This is a genomic window from Legionella bozemanae, from assembly GCF_900450575.1.
GTDB classification, from domain to species: domain Bacteria; phylum Pseudomonadota; class Gammaproteobacteria; order Legionellales; family Legionellaceae; genus Legionella; species Legionella bozemanae.
The window spans coordinates 2909865-2933434 of record NZ_UGGY01000001.1 but is presented as its reverse complement, the minus strand read 5'-3'; the positions used below and the strand labels follow the sequence as shown (position 1 = coordinate 2933434).

Here is a 23570-nt window from a genome sequence, read left to right as displayed (position 1 = left end):
AAATATGCAAGCAAAATTGTTTTATGAAACTCAGAGTGACAGGGCCATTCCTCTTTATTTGATGTCACAAAGCCAAAGGGAAGAAGGAATAAGTATGCTGTCTCCAGCAGAACAAAATTGTCTTGCCTTGTATCAATTTAAAGGAAAAATAGGGGATTGTTGTTTTATTCAGAATGCAGATGGATTAATTGATAAAGCTTATGTCGGTACAGGCGATGGGAATCAGGTTCAAGCTTTAGCCAATGCGGCATTATCACTTCCGCCTAATATTTATCAGGTGCAAGGCACTTGTACTCAGGAAGCAACAATGGCTTGGGCGTTGGCGCAATATCGTTTTGACGCATATAAAAGACACGATCTGCAACCTCGTCTTTTAATGATTCATCCAGATGATTTAAACTCTCTTTTGGCATTAACCCAAGCTCATTTTTTAGTGAGGGATTTAATCAACAAACCAACAAGTGATTTAGGCCCCAAAGAATTAGCGGAAGTAGTGGAGCAATTAGCTAAAACCCATAAAGCACAATTCAGGCAGTGGGTGGGCGATGAATTACTAAAGGATAATTTTCCAGCAATTCATGCTGTTGGACGTGCTTCCAAATCAGCGCCCCGTTTGTTGTCGTTAACTTGGGGCGATGAGAAAAACCCTCATATTACTCTGGTAGGAAAAGGCGTTTGTTTTGATAGCGGCGGCCTAGATATTAAATCGGCATCGGGCATGCGGTTAATGAAAAAAGATATGGGCGGCGCAGCACATGTAATAGGCCTTGCACAATGGATTATGACTTGCAATTTGCCCGTGCATTTACAGATGCTTATTCCTGCGGTTGAAAACTCTATAGGACCTGATGCATTTAGACCTGGTGATGTCCTAACAATGCGTAATGGCTTAACAGTGGAGGTACATAATACAGATGCAGAAGGACGTTTGGTCTTGGCTGATGCTTTGGTAAAGGCGTGTGAAGAACAGCCTGAGCTGCTCATTGATTTTGCGACTTTAACTGGAGCTGCTCGAGTTTCAGTAGGTACCGAAATAGCTGCTCTGTTTACTAATAATGATCAATTGGCCGCAGAAGTGGCGGCTGCATCGCATAAAGCAGCCGATCCTATCTGGCGTTTGCCTTTATTTGCTGCTTATGAAGAATTGCTTCGCTCAAGCATTGCTGATTTGACTAATGCCAGTGATCATCCTTATGCAGGAGCAATTGTTGCGGGGTTATTTCTTCAACGTTTCGTAACAAAATCCATCCCATGGATGCATTTTGACATTATGGCGTGGAATTTAAGCAGTAAGCCTGGAAAACCTGAAGGAGGCGAAGCGATGGGGTTACGTACTGTTGCAGAATATTTGCTGAAGGTTTATGGATAATAAAATGTGGTGTTTAAAAAGGAGATTTTGATGTTAATAACATTTCATACAGATGCCTATGAAGACATTACTTATTTTGCCGATATAGCTAAACGTTTGCTTTCTTTAATGGGACATAGCGGCACCGTTCCTGGAGCGATTAAATCCGAACAGCTTCCTGAAGCTTTGGAGAGGTTGCAGACTGGTCTTCAAAAAGAAAAAAAAGTTGTCGAGGATGATGAAGACAACGAACAGGAAATTAGCCTTGCAAAACGTGCTGTTCCTTTAATTAGTTTACTACAAGCGGCAATAAAAAAAGATAAAGATGTTCTTTGGGATTAAGACATTATTTTTTGTAGCCTGGGTGCAGCGTAGCGAAACCCGGGATTAAGAAGTTTTATTCATGCTCCATTACCCCGGGTTTTCGTTACGCTGCACCCAGGCGACCAAGCTACAATTTGCCATTTGAATCAAATAATTGGCTTGGCGCTATTTCATCTCAATCTGATGTGTATGCAACTCACAACCTTTTGCTCTGTAGTCTCTATAATGTGCGCGGCTTTGTTCTTTTTCAGTTTCTACATTGATTACTAATTCCATTATACGTTTAAATCTGGCATAAAAAGATGGAATAGAATTGGAAAGATTTAACAAAATATCATTAAACCCTCTGGGTTCACGTTCATAACCAATTTGTATTGGGGGAGGTGGTTCAGGACCTTCACCTTGTAGGTTATGTGGGATAAAACTATCTTCTTTGAATGTCCATAACAACTCATCCAGTAGCTCAGCATCCTGTTTGTTATTGCACAAGACATAAACTTTATGACCTTTGGCATAAGCTTTTTCCAAAAGACGACAAGCGACCAGCCAACGTGCATCGTTCTGATCGCTTGCTAATAAATAAAAATCAACGCGAATTGCTGGCATGGCGTATTATTTGAGTGAGTAAGGGAACAGGTCTACCCGTAGCATTACGATTTTTACCAAAAACCCAGGCTGTACCTGCAATGTCCAAATGTGCCCAACGATACTTTTCAGTAAAGCGAGATAGGAAACATGCAGCAGTAATACTACTTGCAGTGCGATCAAAACCTGCATTGATCATATCTGCTAAAGGGCTATCAAGAGCATCTTGGTATTCATCATCTAAAGGCATACGCCAGACTCTATCATTGCTTTCTTTAGCCGCGTTTTCAATCAGTTGTGCCAACTCCTCATCCTGAGTCATAAAACCGGATGCTACAGTCCCTAAGGCGACAATAATTCCACCAGTAAGGGTTGCGATATCGATGACAAATTCAGGTTGATATCGTTCTGCATAAGTTAAGGCATCAGCTAAGACCAAACGACCTTCAGCATCGGTATTAATAATTTCAACAGTTTGTCCTGACATACTAGTGACAATATCTCCCGATTTCACTGAGGTGCCACTCACCATATTCTCAGCACTGGCGATTAAACCTATAACATTGATAGGAAGCTTTAATAAAGCACAGGCTTTTAAAGTACCTAATACACTGGCAGCACCAGACATATCATATTTCATTTCATCCATCGCATTTGCCGGCTTGATGGATAGTCCACCTGAATCAAAAGTAATTCCTTTCCCCACCAAAATTATTGGAGGTAGATCACCAGCCCCCTTGTAATGGATGTCTATAAGTCTTGGTGGCTGGGCTGAGCCTTGTGCAACTGCTAATAAAGTCTCCATGCCCATTTTGCGCATTTCATCGGGGCCCATCACCTTACAACTCATGTGTTGGGTGAATTCTTTGGCAAGCTGTATGGCTTGTTCCCCCAAATAAGTTGGTGTACAGATATTGGCGGGCATATCTGCCAGATGACGGCTCAATTCAACGCCTGCTGCAATTGCCTGGCCTGATTTTAATCCCTCTTCACTGGCATTGGGCAAGTAAAAAGTTATGGCTTCTAATTGATGAGGTTTGGCTTTTTTCTTTTTAAAATCCAGTAATTGATAGCATTGATTATCTATTTGAGTAACCATTTGCTCCAATTGCCAATCCGCAGAATATTGAGTGATTAATGGCAAACATACAGTGGCAGTTCGGATGCGGTGTTTAATTAATGCCCCTGTGATCTCACCTAGTCTTTTTTTAAGCTGGGAAGGAGTAAATTTTGCTTGTTCGCCACATTGAATGATCAATAAACTGCCATGCACATCATGATGCCATTGTATATCGCCTGATTCAGAGGTTTTCTTAATAAGCCTACTGATTAGACCATGATGCTCCTTATCTAGAGCCATAGCAAAGTCGGTTAACTCAGCATCAGAAAATACCCCAAGAACAAGACATTCACTAGTTGATAAAGTGGGTTTATGCGTTAATCCGTAATTCATTTTAATGATCCTAATGCCTGATGTAGCCTGGGTGAAGCGCAGCGTAACCCGGGAATTTTAGTCCAATTAACCCGGGTTACGCTGCGCTTCACCCAGGCTACATTTGTTTTGTAGTTTACCCAAATTAAGTTTGATTTGAAACAGGCATTTTACAGTCTGCTAATGGCCTTTTAGGTACAACGATTTGGACATTGATGCCTTTAATTGTTGGACTGCTTTGCGCTTTCTCAAGATAATCAATCAATGGCACATCAACTACTTTGCCATATTCTGACGAAGCTTCGCGAAAATACAATTGACCATTATTTCTAATTGCAAAGCCCAAATGTGAAATATTTAACGCGGTGCCGATTTTTTGACTTAAATCCCAGTTTGGTCTAACAATTTCAATAATTGCTCCATGAGGAATTTGTGCAAATAAATACATATTGGGTTTATTTTCGGAAAATAATGCAGTAAAAGGCAGATAAGGAACTTTTTCTGAGGCGACTTCTAATTTAGCACCTTTGCTTTTTAATTCGGCCAATCGTTTCTCTTCTTTCACTTTATCTGTGCGTTGCAATCTAATTGTTTCTACGGTTTTAAAGGCATACCAATTGGGCTTATTAATGACTGCATCAGCAACTTTGGCAACCGGCTGGTTATTTTGATCTTTAATAGTGAGCGTAATATCTTCCAATATTCCACTACGCTGATTATTTTGATTCCAATCCAAGCCAGTAAAATGATTTCGTTGCAGGTAAGAAACTGTCCCATTTTTATAACGTATGTTATTGATACATTGTTGAAATGAGGTAAGGGAGTTTGCTACAGCTAAAGATAAAATGGTGTTTACGTAGGTATCACAGTCGAACGCATCAACGCGGTATTTGGGAAATTGATCATATCGAGCTGTTGAACCTTCTCCAAGAGAGCCAAGAAGATAACGCACCCCTAAAAATTGGCTGCTAATCCAATCAATTCTGTTTGGCATGGAACTATTCGGCATGCTGCTTAGATTATGGTATAGTTTCTCTATTGAGGAATTAGCCTGTTTTTCAGTACTATTTGCATCAAAAGCATTACTTTGAAAAGAAACGAAAAGACAGGTTATAAACATCAGATGTTTTAAGGGAGTAAGTGTGTACTTCATCAGTTTTTTCTATCTAAGGCCAAAAAATAACTACATTTTAACCTGTTCCAAAGTATGGAGGCAAGAATGCTCAATCTAATTTGGCTAGGGATGATACTGATTTCTGTAATAGTAGGGGTGATTGAGGGACGTATTGATGAAGTTGCGCGTTCCGTTACTGAATCAGCCAAGCTTGGTTTTGACATCGCTCTCGGTTTAGCAGGAATCATGACATTATGGTTAGGAATAATGTCTATAGCGAATGAATCAGGTTTGGTTAACTTACTCGGAAAAGCGCTTAGGCCGATTTTAAGACGACTATTTCCTGATATCCCCACTGAACATCCTGCAATGGGGGCTATAACAATGAATCTTGCTGCCAATATGCTAGGACTTGCTAATGCAGCAACGCCATTTGGGCTGCAAGCGATGAAAGAGCTGCAAACACTGAATCAACATGCAAAAATTGCAACAAATTCCATGTGTACTTTTTTAGCAATTAATACTTCGAGTGTGCAATTAATTCCTGCTACCGCTATCGCCTATTTGGCGGCAAATGGCAGTACTAATCCCAGCAGTGTTATAGTCAGTTCCTTGATCGCAACGATCATTTCTACTTTGGTTGCCATTATTTCTGTAAAACAGTTAGAAAAATTACCAATGTTTCGTGTTGGAAGGAAAGACACCTTATGAGTGGATTTGCCAATCAATTATCCAATTGGATGCTTTTAGTTTTTATCGTGGGCATTCCTCTATATGCTGCAATAAAAAAAATTAATGTGTTTGATGCGTTTATTGTGGGGGCAAAACAAGGTTTTGATACAATTTTGAATATTGTTCCTTACTTAATTGCAATGATTGTTGCAATAGGCATGCTACGTGCTTCGGGATTTTTTAGCTTATTAGCAAATCTTCTTGCTCCGCTTCTAGCCATGATTGGCATGCCTCCAGAAGTTTTACCATTGGCTTTAATCCGCCCCTTTTCAGGAAGTGCTTCAACAGGAATGATGGCAGAATTAATTCATCAATATGGAGGGGATTCACTTATTGCTAAAATTGCAGCAACTATGATGGGAAGTACTGAAACAACATTTTACGTCATTGCCGTATATTTTGGTTCTATAGGAATTCGGCGTACACGACATGCTATTCCAGCTGGTTTACTCGCAGATCTCGCCGGAATTATTGCTGCAGTAATTGTTTGTCGTTATTTATTTGGGTGATAATTTTGATAATGTCCCTTTCTTAACAATAAAAGCCAGTGGAATTACAAATGTAAAATCAGAGACGGGTTATACATTTCCGTCTGTTCCGTATCAGACATTCAAGAAGCAGCAACTTTCAATACTAATGATGGTTCTGCAAGTTGTTCGACCCCTGTCAAAATACATTAGGGAGAGTTATATAGGTTATCCCACTTTTGTTTTCTTCTTGCTCTTGTTTTTACTGGCAAGGTCTGTTTTTTCAAGTGATTTTAAACGAGCAAATACATGACGCACTTTTGCCTTAAACTGAGCCATTTCTCGCGCAGGAACAGGAGACGCTGTAGGCAAATAGGTCGTTGTTGGATTCCTTGGTTGATTGTGAACATGCAGTTCATAATGGCAATGAGGACCTGTCGCAAGACCTGTCTGACCTACATAGCCAATCACTTGACCTCGTTTTATTTTGCTGCCTTTTGATAGACCTTTTGCGAATCGAAGCATGTGTCCATAAAGAGTGCTATACGTTTTATCATGTTTGATTTCAATCATATTACCGTAGCCATTATGTCTACCAATGTTGGTAATAGTCCCATCGCCGACTGATTGAATCGGAGTACCAATGGGTGCTGCAAGATCGATGCCTTTATGCGCTCTTTTATAGTGTAATATTGGATGATATCTGGAATTTGAAAAGGTTGAACTGATATGGCTAAATTTAATGGGATATCGTGAAAAAGCTTTTTTAAAGCTTTCTCCTTTGGGAGTATAGTAGTCACGAGTACCATTTCTACTAATATGGCGTATCGCTTGGGCGGTTTTGCCTTGATTGGTATAGCTTACAGCAACAACATCCCCAATGCCTACCATTTTGTCTTCCACATACAACGTATCATAAGCGATAGAGAAACGATCACCGCTTCGAACGGAACGGGAAAAATCGATTTCCTTGCGCAAAATTGTAGTCATTTGTTGAATTAATTTTCTGGGGATCCCTAAATTTTGGGCCGTAGCGTATAAAGAACCTTTGACCACACCACTGATATAACGCTCTTGCGTTTTCACTTTTTTGGAATCAATTTTGGTTTTATAAATAGTGCCATCCCTATAAACAGTCAGTGTTTGTATATTGTTCATCGGGATAACTAATTTTTCCAACTTATTTTTATTAATTAAAAATTTCAGTTCCTGGCTTGGCTTTATTGCAGTAAGTGCTTTTGCATAAGGATTTTTTTGCATCACCAAATGCAGATTTTGTGCTGATAATCCAAGACGCTTAAAAATGGTAGCCATGGAATCACCAGATCTAGGTCTAATGGTTTGCCATTCATTGTCCTTGACGATTTTTTTGACGGGTCTTACTGTATTAACCACGTTCTCTACAACTGTTTTGGCTGTTTCTTGAGTAAGTTCTGATGGAGATTCTTCAGCAACATGTTCTTCTTCAGTGGGATATGTATCTTCTTGATATGCCTCATCTTGATATTCTTCAGATCCATCCTCATCCAGATCAGGCAGAGTAATGGATTGAGTTGTAGGCTCTTGCTGAGGATTATGTGAGAATTTTTTTACAAGGAAATAGGGAAGTGAAAAGGCAATAGCCAAAGCAAAACCCATTAATACCTTAGATGGCTTAGATTTTTTATTTTTATTCGTTTTTCGTTTTTCGATATATATATAAGGTTTCTTATCCATCGTTTGCCTATACATTGCCACCCAAAATCATGCTATTGTCTGCATTTTTTAAATTTCGGCTGACAAATTATCTTAAATCACCTTTTAGGTATGGCAGGAAATTGCCAACCGGGCTAAGATACTCGGTGTGAGAAGATAGGTCAATCATTTATAAAGGTTTTGATGTCATGATAGTCGAAGATTCAGTATGTTCCGAGTTAGTAAGAGGCTGTGAGGAGGTACTTCCGCAGCAAGAATTAGAAAAAAAATTACAAAAGGGAACTTCTTTAAAAATAAAAGCAGGTTTTGATCCAACTGCACCTGATTTGCATTTGGGGCATACTGTATTACTTAATAAGCTAAGACAATTCCAACAATATGGACATGAGGTCATTTTTTTAATTGGTGATTTTACCGCAATGATCGGCGACCCAACTGGAAAAAACGTAACACGCTTGCCTCTTAGCCAAGAAACAGTTCTTGAAAATGCAAAAACATACCAGGAGCAAGTTTTTAAAATTTTAGATCCTCTTAAAACAAAAGTGGTGTTTAATTCTCAATGGCTTGCCCAATTTAGTGCAGTGGACTTAATTCGCCTGGCGGCAACACATACGGTTGCACGGATGCTAGAACGTGATGATTTCAATAAGCGTTATACTACGGGCCAACCAATTGCAATTCATGAGTTTTTATACCCTCTACTGCAAGGTTATGATTCCGTTGCACTCAAAGCAGATGTTGAACTTGGTGGTTCAGATCAGAAATTTAATTTGCTAATGGGTCGTGAATTACAAAAGCATTATGGCCTTGAACCACAAGTAGTCATGATGACCCCGTTAATTGAGGGCTTGGACGGTGTGAAAAAAATGTCTAAGTCATTGGATAATTATATTGGTATTAATGAGCCTGCCGCTGATATGTTTGGTAAAATTATGTCAATATCTGATGAACTAATGTGGCGTTATATTGATTTACTTAGTTTTAAAACAGGAAAAGAAATACAGACTTTAAAACAATCTGTAATTCAGGGAGCAAATCCTAGAGACATAAAAATTGATTTTGCTAAAGAAATCGTAGCTCGTTTCCATGATCAAACACAAGCAGAACAAGCACACAAAGAATTCATAGAACGCTTCCAGAAAGGTATTATTCCTGAAGATTTGGAAGAACAAACCTTAACTTTAAAAGAACCACTTTCTTTAGTTCAATTATTGAAGCAAGTGAATTTAACTCAAAGTACTTCAGAAGCAATCCGCTTAGTGAAGCAGGGTGCGGTTAAAATAAATGGTGATAAGGTTGAGGATGGGGGGCTTGTATTGCCTGCAGGCCAAACCTATATAATACAAGTTGGCAAGCGTAGAATTGCCAAGCTGCATTTACAATAAACAGAGTGTCATCATTTTTTTAAAAAAAATGAAAAAAGTATTTGACACTGAGAGGGAAATCAGTAGAATACGCAGCACGCCTTCGGGGCGGGCTCATTAAGAAGAGAGAAGACAAACTGTGTGGGCACTTTAGAGACCTTTGAGTGCTTAAGAAGTAAAAGAGAAGTAAAGAAGCTGGTTTGAGACTAGCAGAGGAATTGAACTGAAGAGTTTGATCCTGGCTCAGATTGAACGCTGGCGGCATGCTTAACACATGCAAGTCGAACGGCAGCATGACCTAGCTTGCTAGGTTGATGGCGAGTGGCGAACGGGTGAGTAACGCGTAGGAATATGCCTTGAAGTGGGGGACAACTTGGGGAAACTCAAGCTAATACCGCATGATGTCTAAGGACGAAAGCTGGGGACCTTTTAGGCCTGGCGCTTTAAGATTAGCCTGCGTCCGATTAGCTAGTTGGTGGGGTAAGGGCCTACCAAGGCGACGATCGGTAGCTGGTCTGAGAGGATGACCAGCCACACTGGAACTGAGACACGGTCCAGACTCCTACGGGAGGCAGCAGTGGGGAATATTGGACAATGGGGGGAACCCTGATCCAGCAATGCCGCGTGTGTGAAGAAGGCCTGAGGGTTGTAAAGCACTTTCAGTGGGGAGGAGGTTTGCTAGGTTAAGAGCTAGGCGAATGGACGTTACCCACAGAAGAAGCACCGGCTAACTCCGTGCCAGCAGCCGCGGTAATACGGAGGGTGCGAGCGTTAATCGGAATTACTGGGCGTAAAGCGTGCGTAGGTGGTTGATTAAGTTATCTGTGAAATCCCTGGGCTTAACCTGGGCAGGTCAGATGATACTGGTTGACTCGAGTATGGGAGAGGGTAGTGGAATTTCCGGTGTAGCGGTGAAATGCGTAGAGATCGGAAGGAACACCAGTGGCGAAGGCGGCTACCTGGCCTAATACTGACACTGAGGCACGAAAGCGTGGGGAGCAAACAGGATTAGATACCCTGGTAGTCCACGCTGTAAACGATGTCAACTAGCTGTTGGTTATATGAAAATAATTAGTGGCGCAGCAAACGCGATAAGTTGACCGCCTGGGGAGTACGGTCGCAAGATTAAAACTCAAAGGAATTGACGGGGGCCCGCACAAGCGGTGGAGCATGTGGTTTAATTCGATGCAACGCGAAGAACCTTACCTACCCTTGACATACAGTGAATTTTGCAGAGATGCATTAGTGCCTTCGGGAACACTGATACAGGTGCTGCATGGCTGTCGTCAGCTCGTGTCGTGAGATGTTGGGTTAAGTCCCGTAACGAGCGCAACCCTTGTCCTTAGTTGCCAGCGCGTAAAGGTGGGAACTCTAAGGAGACTGCCGGTGACAAACCGGAGGAAGGCGGGGATGACGTCAAGTCATCATGGCCCTTACGGGTAGGGCTACACACGTGCTACAATGGGCGATACAGAGGGAAGCGAAGGGGTGACCTGGAGCTAATCTTAGAAAGTCGTTCGTAGTCCGGATTGGAGTCTGCAACTCGACTCCATGAAGTCGGAATCGCTAGTAATCGCGAATCAGCATGTCGCGGTGAATACGTTCCCGGGCCTTGTACACACCGCCCGTCACACCATGGGAGTGGGCTGCACCAGAAGTAGATAGTCTAACCTTCAGGGGGACGTTTACCACGGTGTGGTTCATGACTGGGGTGAAGTCGTAACAAGGTAGCCGTAGGGGAACCTGCGGCTGGATCACCTCCTTAAATTAAGAGCACTAAAGAATTTAAAGTGCCCACACAGTTTGTTTTCGAGAATGAAGAAACCCAAAGCCGTGACCGAGAGGAAGCGGGAAGATGCGCGGTCACGCTGAAAGCAAGCGCAAAGCGCGAGCGTAAAAACAGAGTAATCGAGCATTTTTACAAGAGATTTTGTTTTAATCAAGGCGCAAGCGGGAGTGAGTGAGGGAGCATACATCAGTATGTGACCGAACGAGCGAGTGCATGCAACGCAGAGTAAAACAAAAGATTGCAGTAAAAAGGGGGTCGTAGCTCAGCTGGGAGAGCACCTGCCTTGCACGCAGGGGGTCAGGAGTTCGATCCTCCTCGGCTCCACCAAATTATGAGGTTTATTCATTAGGCTTATCCAGATTAAAGTGCTTTTGTTTTGAGGGTATTTTCATCTGGAGTAACCAGAGGTTCATTAAAAATTAGGGTAAATGAAGAGGTAACACAAGCGTACTTGTATTGAAGCAGTATGGACATATAGTTTGAGGTAATTGAGATTATATGGTCAAGAAGAGAAGCGCAAACGGTGGATGCCTTGGCAGTAAGAGGCGAAGAAGGACGTGGAATCCTGCGAAAAGCTCTGGTGAGCTGGAAACGAGCGTTTAACCAGAGATGTCCGAATGGGGGAACCCGGCCATGAGCAGTCATGGTCATCGTTAGCTGAATTCATAGGTTAACGAGGCGAACTCGGGGAACTGAAACATCTAAGTACCCGAAGGAAAAGAAATCAAGAGAGATTCTCCAAGTAGCGGCGAGCGAACGGGGAGGAGCCTGGTGTGATTTATAGTGTAAAGAAGTAGAACAACTTGGGAAGGTTGGCCATAGAGGGTGAAAGCCCCGTATATGCAGATTACATTAAGAACTAAGCACGCGAGCAAGTAGGCCGGGACACGTGAAATCCTGGTTGAATATGGGTGGACCATCATCCAAGGCTAAATACTACTTACTGACCGATAGTGAACCAGTACCGTGAGGGAAAGGCGAAAAGAACCCCGGAGAGGGGAGTGAAATAGAACCTGAAACCGTTTGCGTACAAGCAGTGGGAGCATGGCTTAGGCTGTGTGACTGCGTACCTTTTGTATAATGGGTCAGCGAGTTACTTTCAGTGGCGAGGTTAACTGAATAAGGAAGCCGTAGAGAAATCGAGTCTGAATAGGGCGCGAGTCGCTGTGAGTAGACCCGAAACCGGGCGATCTAGTCATGTGCAGGATGAAGGTTGGGTAACACCAACTGGAGGTCCGAACCGGGTAATGTTGAAAAATTATCGGATGACGTGTGACTAGGAGTGAAAGGCTAATCAAGCCCGGAGATAGCTGGTTCTCCCCGAAAGCTATTTAGGTAGCGCCTCGTGAATGATTGTTGGGGGTAGAGCACTGTTTCGGCTAGGGGGCTGTCATGGCTTACCAAACCGATGCAAACTCCGAATACCGGCTAATTGAATCACGGGAGACACACGGCGGGTGCTAACGTCCGTCGTGAAGAGGGAAACAACCCAGACCGCCAGCTAAGGTCCCAAAGTACTAGTTAAGTGGGAAACGATGTGGGAAGGCATAGACAGCCAGGAGGTTGGCTTAGAAGCAGCCACCCTTTAAAGAAAGCGTAATAGCTCACTGGTCGAGTCGGCCTGCGCGGAAGATGTAACGGGGCTAAAACTAGTCACCGAAGCTGCGGATGTGTACTAAGTACACGTGGTAGGGGAGCGTTCTGTAGGCTGAAGAAGGTGGATTGAGAAGTCTGCTGGAGGTATCAGAAGTGCGAATGCTGACATGAGTAACGATAATGAGGGTGAAAAGCCCTCACGCCGGAAGTCCCAGGTTTCCTGCACGACGTTAATCGGAGCAGGGTGAGTCGGCCCCTAAGGCGAGGCTGAAGAGCGTAGTCGATGGGAACCAGGTTAATATTCCTGGACTTTTTATAAGTGGTGAAGTGGGGACGAAGAAGGCTAGATGAGCCAGGCGTTGGTTGTCCTGGTATGTGCATGTAGGGGGATGGTTTAGGCAAATCCGGACCATTGTTAACTCTGAGGTGCGACATGGTGCTGACACTTCGGTGTACAGCGAAGTCATTGATGCCCGGCTTCCAGGAAAAGCTGCTAGCCATAACTTATAGAGAACCGTACCGCAAACCGACACAGGTGGACAGGTAGAGAATACTAAGGCGCTTGAGAGAACTCGGGTGAAGGAACTAGGCAAAATGGTACCGTAACTTCGGGAGAAGGTACGCCCTTTTTGGTGATACGCCTGCGCGTAGAGCTGGAGAGGGCCGCAGAGACCAGGTGGCTGCGACTGTTTATTAAAAACACAGCACTCTGCAAATTCGTAAGAAGACGTATAGGGTGTGACGCCTGCCCGGTGCCGGAAGGTTAATTGATGGGGTTATCTTCGGAGAAGCTCTTGATCGAAGCCCCGGTAAACGGCGGCCGTAACTATAACGGTCCTAAGGTAGCGAAATTCCTTGTCGGGTAAGTTCCGACCTGCACGAATGGCGTAACGATGGCCACACTGTCTCCACCCGAGACTCAGTGAAATTGAAATCGCTGTGAAGATGCAGTGTACCCGCGGCTAGACGGAAAGACCCCGTGAACCTTTACTATAGTTTTGCACTGGACTTTGATGATGACTGTGTAGGATAGGTGGGAGGCTAAGAAGTAGGCACGCTAGTGCTTATGGAGCCGACCTTGAAATACCACCCTGTTGTTATTGAGGTTCTAACTTAGTCCCGTAATCCGGGATGAGGACAGTGTATGATGGGTAGTTTGACTGGGGCGGTCTCCTCCCAAAGAGTAACGGAGGAGCACAAAGGTACCCTCGGTACGGTCGGACATCGTACCAAGAGTGTAAAGGCATAAGGGTGCTTGACTGCGAGAGCGACGGCTCGAGCAGGAACGAAAGTTGGTCTTAGTGATCCGGTGGTTCTGAATGGAAGGGCCATCGCTCAACGGATAAAAGGTACTCCGGGGATAACAGGCTGATACCGCCCAAGAGTTCATATCGACGGCGGTGTTTGGCACCTCGATGTCGGCTCATCACATCCTGGGGCTGAAGCAGGTCCCAAGGGTATGGCTGTTCGCCATTTAAAGTGGTACGCGAGCTGGGTTTAGAACGTCGTGAGACAGTTCGGTCCCTATCTGCCGTGGGCGTAGGAAAATTGAGAGGAGCTGCTCCTAGTACGAGAGGACCGGAGTGGACGAACCTCTGGTGTACCGGTTGTCACGCCAGTGGCATTGCCGGGTAGCTAAGTTCGGACGGGATAACCGCTGAAAGCATCTAAGCGGGAAGCCTCCCTCAAGATGAGTTTTCCCATGAAGCCCGTTGAAGACTACGACGTTGATAGGCAAGGTGTGGAAGCGCAGTAATGTGTGAAGCTAACTTGTACTAATTGGCTGATTGTCTTGACCATATAATCTGAGTTACTTCAGAGTGACTGATTGAATACAAGGGCATCTAGGTTGGGTAACCCTCAGCCTAAATGCTGAAATATATGTGAACTCTTTATTTACCTAATGCATGATTCGGGTATAATACGCCCATTGTTCATGCAAACCAGTTTTCCTGGCGACCATAGCGGTTTGGAACCACCTGATTCCATCTCGAACTCAGAAGTGAAACGAACCCGCGCCAATGATAGTGTGAGGTCTCCTCATGTGAAAGTAGGTCATCGCCAGGGTTTTATTCTTAGAAAGCGGCTTTAGAGCCGCTTTTTTTTAATAAAAAACGCGTTATCTGCTTCACCTAATTTTATTTATTAATTGCCAACTTAAAACAGATCATTAGCCTTCCTTTTTTTGTATTTTTTGTTCTTCTACTTTTTCGTTCTAATTGCGCTAAGAGAAAGCCTTATCTCGATAAAAGCGGATTCCCGAGCTACACTGAATTAAAAATTATTTGGATTGATTTGATGAAAGAAAATTTCTTAATTTATGGCTCATATGGATATACCGGTAATTTAATTGCTCAATTAAGTGTGCAGCAAGGATTAAAACCGATATTGGCAGGCAGAGATGAAGAAAAATTAAAGCGTCAAGCGAATTCTTTAAATTTGGAATATAGAGTGTTTGACGCAAATGATCTGGAACAAACTAAAAATGCTCTGAAAGATCTCGTCGTCGTACTTCATTGTGCGGGCCCATTCAAATATACCTATAAAAACATGGCGTTGGCTTGTCTTGCTGTAAAAACTCATTACATGGATATTACCGGTGAAGTTAGAGTAATAGAACAGCTGATGACAATGAATGAACACGCTAAAGCAGCTGGCATTATGCTATTACCAGGTTCTGGATTTGATGTAGTGCCTAGCGATTGTTTGACTGCTTATTTAAAGCAATGTTTGCCTGATGCGAACCACTTGGTTCTTGCCATAGGAACATTTACTAAAAATAACGGCTTAAGCATTTCACATGGAACTGCTAAAACCATGATGGAAGATATTCCTGAAGGTACGCTGATTCGTGATAATGGATCTTTAAAAAAAGTTCCTTTCTGCTGGAAAACTCAATTTTTTGATTTTGGCACCTCAAAGAAACTGTTATGTGCCACGATTTCGTGGGGGGATTTGGCATCAGCGTGGTGGTCTACTCAGATTCCTCATATAGAAATTTATATGGCATTACCTAAAAAGATAATTCAACTTAGAAGCCTTATTAATCCTTTTAAAAGAGTTTTGGGGTGGCCTCCAATTAAAAAATATATAATGCATAAAATTAATCAATTGCCTGCTGGCCCTACTGAGAAGCAAAGACAAAATTCAATTGTAAAAATCTATGGTGAAGTAAGCAATGAAGCAGGAAAAAAAATGGCTGCATTAATGACTACGCCTAATGGCTATACTCTGACTGCTTTATCCACGCTGATGATCATACAACACGTTTTATCAGGAAATGCTCCAATTGGTTTTCAAACACCCTCCAGTGCATATACAGAAGATTTAGTCATGAAAATTCCTGAAGTGACTCGAGTTATGATTCAATAATTGTTAGTATTCACCTGACTCTCAGGCTTGAGAATAGCATGAAATAAATATTTTATAGCACTGAAGAGTGGATGGATGATTAAGAGTTTTTTAAAAAGTATAAGGAGTATAATAATGATCGAAAAAAGGCTTGTTGAGCTAGAAGGTGGGATACAAGAGGTAAAGTTAATGCAATTGGAATTGACTGAAAAAAGTGCTCGTTTACAACTCCTTATAGAAAAGATGGAGCAAGAACTAAATCAATGTGATCGCTCTGTGGATGCTAATGGGCCAGTAAAAGTGAATCAAAGTGAGTTGCTTAGTACATATGGCCTCATGAAACTGCCAACACAGAAAGTTGGATCATCTGAGTTATTCACGACCCCTACCCCTTAAATTTAAGTTAAAACATACGAAGTTTTAGGGAAATAGAAATAAAATATGTTTGGTATTTATACTGATGACTTGATGTCAGAATGGATGCAACTTGTTGTTAGTTTTCTTATGATAAGGGTAGATTTTCCTTTGTTCAAAAGGTTTTCGATCTTAATGTCTTTGAAAAAATTATGAAGCAGATGTGGAAGTTAAATTAATTTATATAATTTAATCGGATTGTCACGATGTTTAAGAGTGGCATTACCAACAAATTCAGCTTTAATTTCAGGCAGCTGCTTCATCGCATCTTCAGAAATAAGGATCTGGGAATTATACGTTTTATTTAATTGCTCTATATGGGCTGCTGAATTCACTACATCTCCTATAATAGTATATTCCTGCCGTTTTTTTGTTCCGATAGTGCCTGTTACTGCATGACCAAAATGTAAACCAATCCCTAATTTCAGATCGGGGAGATTGCCTTTTTTTATTTCTTCTTCGATACGTTGAATGATCTCTAATGCGGCTTTTGCAGCATTAGCCACATCATTGCCGTTAGATAGCGGTGCGCCAAATACTGCCATAAAGCCGTCGCCTAAAAATTTATTTATAATCCCTTTATTATCGTGAATGATTTTTACTATATGCTTAAAAAGATTATTGAGATAATTAACAACAACGGATGGTTCGTTTTGTTCGGTAAAATGAGTAAAATTTCTTATGTCCAAAAACATAATGCAAACGGGTAGGTCTTCACTTGAATTAGCATCTTTTGATAGCAGCTTGGATACAACCTCAGGGGAAACATGCTGGCCAAAAATGCCCTCAATTTTGTCCCGTTCCTTTTGCGCATCAAAAGCTGCAAAAAGCTGTTTTTTAATTTGAGAAGTAATGAATCCGGTAGCTATCCCTCCAATTAATAAAATTCCTCCACGGGCGGCAAAGGCATACCATTCTACTAAATATGAATCAATGTTTGTGATATCTGTATAATTTAGGACGTAATAGGACAGTCCCCAATATTCAAGGGCGGCAATCAAGCCTGCAAATCGGCATATCCATTCGTTTAAGGTCAGTGAAGAAAGAATAATGAAAATAAAATAAAGTAAAACAGGTGGCATTAAAAGAGCATAGAGGGGTGTTTGAAGGTTCATTATTACAATAATCCCTAATGTAGGAATATTTATTTCGATAAATGCATTAAAATAGCGTAGAAAGACTGGTATGTTTTTCTTATGAAGAGCGCATTGACAAATAACTTTTCGCATTAATAAAAAATAGAGAGCCACTGCTGCTAAAGAACTTGGCATGGTTATGGCCGATACTTTCGCATGTCGATAATATACTTCAGGAGAGTGAATAAAAAATATTATCCATATAAGCGCCATTAGAATAAAGATAATAGATAAAATCGTTGTCCTTAACTTTTCAGTTTTTAATATTTCCTCTTCTAAAGGCGTTTGAGCCATGTGCTTAATCCCTTATCTCTTTTTTCTTTAGTTTAGATTATTTCAAACAAATTTTTGCAGTGAGAATGGGTTATTCTAATAGCAATATTTAAAAGTATTGGGAGGGAGTTAGCACAATACTTTTTGATAATCGTTAAGAATGCACAACGATGGGTACCAGAGTGGGAAATAAGTACTTTACACGCTATAAGGATGCTAAATGTTTGTCTTTGAGCCGCACATAATGTTGTGCTGAGTATTCTAACATCTCGAGTTCTTGATCGGTTAATTTCCTGATTGCTTTAACTGGGTTACCAAGATATAAATAGCCGCTTTCCAGAACTTTTCCTGGGGTGACTAACGCTCCTGCACCAACCATTACATGATGCTGTAGATGTACTGCATCCAAAATTAATGCGCCCATGCCAATAAGACAGAAATCATCAACAGTACAACCATGTAATACCGCTTGATGCCCAATTGTAATTCCTTGGCCTAAAATTAATGGGTGCCCGCCTGAAGTATAGGGGCCATCATGAGTAACGTGTAACACCGCTCCATCCTGAATGCTGCAGGCATTACCTATTTTAATCGAGTTTACATCGCCACGTAGCACAGCCATAGGCCAAACCGATACATCGTCACCTAAAGAAACATCACCAATGATTACTGATTTAGGATCAACATAGACTCGTTGACCCATAGAAGGAGATTTACCTTGAAAACTGCGAATGGCATCATTCATATTATTTACACCATGGTTACGAATTCTTCTGCACTTGTGGGATGAATGGCAACTGTGTTATCAAAATCTTTTTTACAGGCACCCATTTTTACTGCCACACCAAAACCTTGGAGCATCTCATCAGCTGCTAATCCGATGACGTGCAAACCAATAATTTTCTCTTCTTTCCCTAGTGTCACCAGTTTCATTACTGTAGGTGTTTTTTCTTCAGCAAATGCATCAAACATTGGTGTAAAACGGGTTTGATAGATTTTAATTTGATCTTTACCGTATTGTTCAACAGCTTCTTCTTCGCTAAGCCCAACTGTTCCTATCGGAGGATGACTAAAGATTACCGTACAGATATTGTCATAGCTTAGGTACGCTTCGGGTTGCTGGCCAAACAGACGATCTGCCAAACGACGGCCTGCAGCAATTGCTACAGGAGTAAGGGCTGGCGCATTGGTCACATCACCTAGAGCATAAATACCTTGAGTGCTGGTATTTTGAAAAGCATCGACCACAACCAATCCCTGTTCATCAGTAGCAACATTTACCTTCTCCAAGTTTAATCCAGATGTTCTGGGCTTCCTTCCCACAGCAGCAATAATTACGTCGATATCGTGAATAATTGAGCCGCTGGAGCATACTATAGATTTTCTGCCATCACTATGTAAGTTTATCTCTTTTGCTTTATGATTTTGGTGGATATGAATGCCTTGTTGTTGCATGAGTTCCATTAAGGTATCTCCCAAGACATTGTCAAAGCGGGATAATGGCCTCATGCCTCTCATTAGTAGATGAGTTTCACTGCCTAAACTGTTTAATAGCCCAGCCAACTCTACCCCTATGTAGCCACTTCCGATGATTGCCACTTTTTCAGGTTGCTTGGTCAAGGCAAAGAAACCATCCGAATCAATTGCATGTTGACTCCCATGAATTGTTGGTTGAGAAGGTTCGCCGCCTGTTGCAATGATAATATGTTGTGCCTGATAATGAATATCATTTACTTGAATTGAATGTGCATCATAGAACGTGCCAACACCTTGAATTAAAGTGATATTAAATTGAGCAAAACGCTTTGCATAGTTCTCTCTGAGTCGCTCTATATAGGCATTACGTTTATTAACCAGAGTACTCCAAGCAAGGGTTGGGGATGTGAGTGAAAAACCATATTCAGGCGCATGATGCATGATTTCATTAATCATGGATGCATTGAACATCACTTTTTTAGGGACACAGCCTAAGTTAACACAGGTCCCACCCAAAAAGCTGGATTCTACTACCGCTACTTTGGCACCATATTTAGCTGCTCGAACAGCGCTAGCAATACCGCCGCTGCCACCGCCTAATACAATAAGATCAAATTGATTGTTTTTCATAGACAATTTTTAAAAAATAAGTTTATATTATCAGGAACTGTCCAACCAACCAACATAAAATTCCCAATAAATACAATCTACAAAGAGGGGATGTTTGCAAATTAATAAGGCCGGGCAAAAATCGGCCTACTTTCTGCGGCTTGTCGGCAGAATCCAGGAATCTTGCTCTGTGCCTAAATCTCAGGGTCCTGCGGACAAGCTGCAGGATGTGGGAGAATGCAATATGTCCGGACTTATTGAGAGTTACTGATGCTTTTTCTGATGTTTTGTTTTTGTTGCCTATATTTAAACTGATTTGTATTGTGAGTAGTACAAACACAACTTGATTTTAATATTGAATTATTTTTTGAAAAATTTGTAATGAATTATTTCTTTCCCTTCCTTGTGCATTATCAGGGATTAGGTTTAGGCGATTTTGAGTTGCAGCTTAGACTTATCCTTTTTTCTGCACCAGGAGCGGAGATTTTGGTCAATGATCTTTAATAGGGGATTAATATGCCAGTATCTGGGATTAAGATTAGTCGTTTGGTTTTTCTGGGGGATAGTTTATCGGATAGAGGCACTTTTGATAAACGCATGTTATTTGGGTTTATTCCTTTGGGTGATCTTTATGAGGTTGGTTATGATGCACCTAGAGGGCGATTTACGAATGGATTTGTCTGGGGAGATTATTTTGTTACAGCAATTATTGAACAATTTGAAATAGATTATGCGCGCAGAAAACTGAAACTACCTCGTGATGCTCGCGGAAATGCGGATGTAGCAGATGCCATTTTAGCGAATGATTTGCATTTACTGAAAAAGAATGAGCGGGCGTTTAGTCTAAATAATGACAAACATATTTTATTCAAAGGAACACGCTTTGCACGCTTTTATTGTGAAGCAGGTTTAACTTCCTACGATTACAAGACGAAATTTAGCCTCAATCCTAAAGAAGAAATAGCCAGGTTAATCGTGGCCGATTTGGAGGATAAGCGAAAACAACTCATTGCTGATGATAAAAAGTATAAAATTAGTGCCCAGGAAAAAGCTGAAACTTTAATTGTCGAGTGGTCTGGTGCAAATGACTTACTTACAGTGAATTCGGAGCCGACTTTATTTGAAGCAGATGATGCAGTGAATGCGCGTATTGTAAATCTTGAGATCTTAATTCAACAAGGGTATCGAAATTTTGTTTTATTGAATTTACCTGATCTTTCTTTAACTCCAAGATATAAGGCTAAAAGTACAAAGGAGCAAGAAAATGCTGCAAAATGCTCGGTGTATTTCAACAAACAATTGGCAGCTAAGGTACAGCAATTAATTGAAAAGTATCAGGGCTTGAATATTCCTCTGAATCTTTCAATTTTTGATGTCAGTAAGCCATTCGCAGAAATGTATGATCATTGTGAAGAATACGGGTTCGATAAAAATAAATTAAAATCTCCATATATTGATTCTGAGGAGTTTAGACAAAGCCAAAAAAATCCTGTACATCAGCAAGAGCATATTTCTCCGGCAGATGGTTATATGTTTTGGGATGACATACATCCTACCATGGATACCCATACTTGGTTGGCAGTGCAATTTAAAGAGGCTTACAACAAAGTTTTTACGTTTACTCCTCCAATATCAGTACGAAAGTCCTGTAAGGAAGCAGAAGATGCATTATGTAAACCATCATCTACACCTTATGCCCATTTACCTGAGGATGTAGTAAAAATAATCCGTAGTCTTTATGCAGATGCAATGAGCTTAGGAAAGTCATTTTGTGCCTCTCGTCGTGAAAAAGGCGAATTATTAAAGCAGTTTATTTTTAATTTGGAATGTCAAAGCGGCAACTTACAGGAGATTGATGCTTTTATAAAAACATTTACTCAAGATACAGAGAAAATGAAAATAATAAAGCATAATAATTTTCTGTTTGATTTTTTTGGATGTAAAAAAACAACTTATCCAGAAGATTATATTGGCAAATTGGGTGAGGCTGTTGCAGAAAAACTTGATGCACAGAAACAGCTCGCACTATGATTAAAATGAAAAATATGAATGAAGCAGCCAAAAGATTCTGCTTCATTCAAAATATGCTTTATTCAACACTTACTTTAAATTCCACATCCACATTGCCGCGAATTGCATTAGAATAGGGACAAACTTGATGCGCTTTGGCTACTAAATCTTCTGCATCTTTTTGACTTAAACCCACAATATGAGCATGCATTTCAACCCCAAGCTTATATCCTTTTTCTGGTGTGGGGTATAAAGAAACTTGAGAAAGAATTGAGGCATCTTGTAGAGGGATTTTCTGTAAACTGGCAACATGACGCATAGCACTCTCAAAACATGCGGAATAACCTGCGGCAAATAATTCTTCCGGATTGGTACCGTCGCCTTGACCACCTAATTCTTTGGGTTTCGCTAAGTCCAGCCTTAATAAACCATCAGAAGTTTCTATATGGCCATTTCGTCCACCGTGCGTACGTGCTGTTGCTGTATAAAGTGCTTTCATATTTAGGTCCTTTAATGATAACTGATACCAACGTTAGAATTGATTTACAGATTTGTCAATGAGTGAAAACTTGACATAGCGCCACCCATTAAGTTCTATACTTCGTTACAAGCTCGTTCGGCTCAGTCATGTACTTGTGTACACTCTTGCACTTCACGTTACTTTAGTGGATGACGCTATATATTGTGTTGCATTCATGACGTGGTACTTTGGAACTTTTTACTCCATAAAACAAACCCTTATCTAAATGATTACATACTTGTTCAGTATTTAATGTACTAAGGCATTGCGATAATATTTTGTGGTGACACCGCGGAAAAATAGCACGTGGGGAGTGGAGCGCTTGGTATTGCTGGTTTTTCCAACTGTTGAGATTGCTCGTATAATAAGTAGTAAAATTATTAATTTTCAGATTATTATCCATGCTAAAAACTTTCATACCTGGGTAATTATGATGGATACGACTAATCGCTGGCGTAGAAAAGGCATAGACATTGCTCCCATCATCTAGATGAATTTTTCTGATCTCATCCATATGCGTGTGCGATGTGAGGAGAGTAATTTCTCCATATGATTTTTTGTTGTTATTTAATATTTTTATAAATTCCTGTAAGTACGTTTTATGCCAAATGGGTTGTCCTCTATATGAAGTTCCAGGTGGCTCATGCATGGCAATTAATAGTTGTTTGGCATGATGTGTCTTTAATTGTTGATTTAGCCAAGAAAGCTGAATTAAAGCATCATGTTTCTGATTCGGATATTTTGCAAATATGGGCGTATTTGCCCATTGAGTGGCATTTAGGGCAATTAAAATAATTTTTTTATTTCCTGGTATCACGTAACTGGAATAATACCCATCGTGATACATGTGGTTGCCATCAATAATTAATCCTTTGCAATGAGCACAAGCACCATTCCATCCCTTGGCAAAATTTAACGGGGAAACACCATGTGATTCGAAGGGTTGATAATTACCCAGTAAGGAATCGTTATTCCCAGTAATATAAAAAATGGGTTTTAAATCTTTATCGTTTTTATATAATTCATCAAATACCGTTTTTTCAAATTCTCCTTTTTTAGATATGTTAAATAAGGAATGAGTGGGTAAGTCACCTAAACAAAGAATAAAGTCTACTTTTTGGCTTAATTTTTCATACGCTTTCATCGTGATTTTCAGAAATTCGGGGCCGGTATCCTCTCCATCACGTGATGAGTTATTGCTGCCGTAATGAATATCACTAATTGTTAAAAAGCTTGGTGTTGCATATACAGAATGAAAAAAGCAAAAAATCAGTAGAGCAATCTTAAAGAGCGAATTCAATTGAATCTCCATTGTGGTTTACGTCCGGATATTGT

17 protein-coding genes, 1 tRNA gene and 3 rRNA genes are annotated in these 23570 nt (G+C 41.0%); 12 read left to right on the top strand and 9 right to left on the bottom strand.

Going from position 1 to position 23570, the window contains the following annotated elements:
* Positions 1-4: 4 nt before the first annotated feature.
* A complete protein-coding gene (locus tag DY223_RS12910) occupies positions 5-1369 on the top strand; it encodes a leucyl aminopeptidase family protein (RefSeq protein ID WP_058457949.1) in 1365 nt (454 codons plus the stop codon).
* 30 nt (positions 1370-1399) lie between these two features.
* Positions 1400-1690, top strand: coding sequence for a DUF1840 domain-containing protein (locus tag DY223_RS12905; protein WP_058457950.1), 291 nt, complete (start codon positions 1400-1402; stop codon positions 1688-1690).
* A 147-nt stretch (positions 1691-1837) separates the two neighbouring features.
* Here DY223_RS12905 and DY223_RS12900 read toward each other — a convergent pair whose 3' ends face one another.
* The 3 genes from DY223_RS12900 to DY223_RS12890 all read right to left on the bottom strand — a co-directional run bounded on the left by DY223_RS12900 (position 1838) and on the right by DY223_RS12890 (position 4842).
* Positions 1838-2278: a DNA polymerase III subunit chi gene (locus DY223_RS12900; protein WP_058457951.1), complete on the bottom strand. Its 441-nt coding sequence runs from the start codon at positions 2276-2278 to the stop codon at positions 1838-1840.
* The gene (locus tag DY223_RS12895) at positions 2259-3710 is read right to left on the bottom strand and encodes a leucyl aminopeptidase (protein WP_058457952.1); all 1452 of its coding nucleotides are present in this window, start codon (positions 3708-3710) and stop codon (positions 2259-2261) included. Before DY223_RS12895 ends, DY223_RS12900 begins: the two co-directional genes overlap by 20 nt.
* A gap of 124 nt (positions 3711-3834) precedes the next feature.
* The gene (locus DY223_RS12890; RefSeq protein ID WP_058457953.1) at positions 3835-4842 is read right to left on the bottom strand and encodes an N-acetylmuramoyl-L-alanine amidase-like domain-containing protein; all 1008 of its coding nucleotides are present in this window, start codon (positions 4840-4842) and stop codon (positions 3835-3837) included.
* Positions 4843-4908: 66 nt separating this feature from the next.
* On the opposite strand from DY223_RS12890, the gene DY223_RS12885 reads away from it, so the two are divergent.
* Positions 4909-5514: a nucleoside recognition domain-containing protein gene (locus DY223_RS12885; protein WP_058457954.1), complete on the top strand. Its 606-nt coding sequence runs from the start codon at positions 4909-4911 to the stop codon at positions 5512-5514.
* Entirely contained in the window at positions 5511-6044 is a 534-nt protein-coding gene (locus tag DY223_RS12880) for a spore maturation protein (RefSeq protein WP_058457955.1), read from the top strand. Before DY223_RS12885 ends, DY223_RS12880 begins: the two co-directional genes overlap by 4 nt.
* A 186-nt stretch (positions 6045-6230) precedes the next feature.
* Here the strand turns inward: DY223_RS12880 and DY223_RS12875 are convergent, their stop codons facing one another.
* Entirely contained in the window at positions 6231-7718 is a 1488-nt protein-coding gene (locus DY223_RS12875; RefSeq protein ID WP_058457956.1) for a peptidoglycan DD-metalloendopeptidase family protein, read from the bottom strand.
* Between the two features lie 167 nt (positions 7719-7885).
* On the opposite strand from DY223_RS12875, the gene tyrS reads away from it, so the two are divergent.
* The 7 genes from tyrS (at position 7886) to DY223_RS12840 (ending at position 16193) form a co-directional block, all read left to right on the top strand.
* A complete protein-coding gene (gene tyrS, locus DY223_RS12870; RefSeq protein WP_058457957.1) occupies positions 7886-9082 on the top strand; it encodes a tyrosine--tRNA ligase in 1197 nt (398 codons plus the stop codon).
* Positions 9083-9281: 199 nt separating this feature from the next.
* A 16S ribosomal RNA gene (locus DY223_RS12865) occupies positions 9282-10826 on the top strand.
* 275 nt (positions 10827-11101) lie between these two features.
* Positions 11102-11177, top strand: a tRNA-Ala gene (locus DY223_RS12860).
* A gap of 173 nt (positions 11178-11350) precedes the next feature.
* Positions 11351-14246: ribosomal RNA gene (locus tag DY223_RS12855) — 23S ribosomal RNA — on the top strand.
* Positions 14247-14397: 151 nt separating this feature from the next.
* Positions 14398-14513 (top strand): 5S ribosomal RNA (gene rrf / locus DY223_RS12850).
* Together the 16S, 23S and 5S rRNA genes with 1 tRNA gene alongside form the textbook arrangement of a ribosomal RNA operon.
* A gap of 231 nt (positions 14514-14744) precedes the next feature.
* Positions 14745-15818 (top strand): saccharopine dehydrogenase family protein, encoded by a 1074-nt coding sequence (locus tag DY223_RS12845; RefSeq protein WP_058460033.1) that lies wholly within the window; start codon positions 14745-14747, stop codon positions 15816-15818.
* A 114-nt stretch (positions 15819-15932) separates the two neighbouring features.
* On the top strand, positions 15933-16193 hold the full coding sequence (locus tag DY223_RS12840) for a hypothetical protein (protein ID WP_058460034.1): 261 nt from the start codon (positions 15933-15935) through the stop codon (positions 16191-16193).
* Between the two features lie 188 nt (positions 16194-16381).
* Here the strand turns inward: DY223_RS12840 and DY223_RS12835 are convergent, their stop codons facing one another.
* From DY223_RS12835 to gorA, 3 genes are all read right to left on the bottom strand, one after another.
* Positions 16382-17641, bottom strand: coding sequence for an adenylate/guanylate cyclase domain-containing protein (locus DY223_RS12835; protein ID WP_058460035.1), 1260 nt, complete (start codon positions 17639-17641; stop codon positions 16382-16384).
* A 184-nt stretch (positions 17642-17825) separates the two neighbouring features.
* Positions 17826-18365 (bottom strand): gamma carbonic anhydrase family protein, encoded by a 540-nt coding sequence (locus DY223_RS12830; RefSeq protein ID WP_058460036.1) that lies wholly within the window; start codon positions 18363-18365, stop codon positions 17826-17828.
* 5 nt (positions 18366-18370) lie between these two features.
* Entirely contained in the window at positions 18371-19726 is a 1356-nt protein-coding gene (gene gorA / locus DY223_RS12825; protein ID WP_058460037.1) for a glutathione-disulfide reductase, read from the bottom strand.
* Between the two features lie 495 nt (positions 19727-20221).
* Here gorA and DY223_RS12820 point away from each other — a divergent pair, with 495 nt between their 5' ends.
* Positions 20222-21736, top strand: a complete 1515-nt coding sequence (locus DY223_RS12820) for an SGNH/GDSL hydrolase family protein (protein ID WP_058460038.1) — start codon at positions 20222-20224, stop codon at positions 21734-21736.
* A gap of 58 nt (positions 21737-21794) precedes the next feature.
* Here the strand turns inward: DY223_RS12820 and DY223_RS12815 are convergent, their stop codons facing one another.
* Both DY223_RS12815 and DY223_RS12810 read right to left on the bottom strand, forming a co-directional pair.
* Positions 21795-22214, bottom strand: coding sequence for an organic hydroperoxide resistance protein (locus DY223_RS12815; protein WP_058460039.1), 420 nt, complete (start codon positions 22212-22214; stop codon positions 21795-21797).
* Between the two features lie 163 nt (positions 22215-22377).
* Positions 22378-23535: a metallophosphoesterase gene (locus DY223_RS12810; RefSeq protein ID WP_058460543.1), complete on the bottom strand. Its 1158-nt coding sequence runs from the start codon at positions 23533-23535 to the stop codon at positions 22378-22380.
* Positions 23536-23570 lie beyond the last annotated feature (35 nt).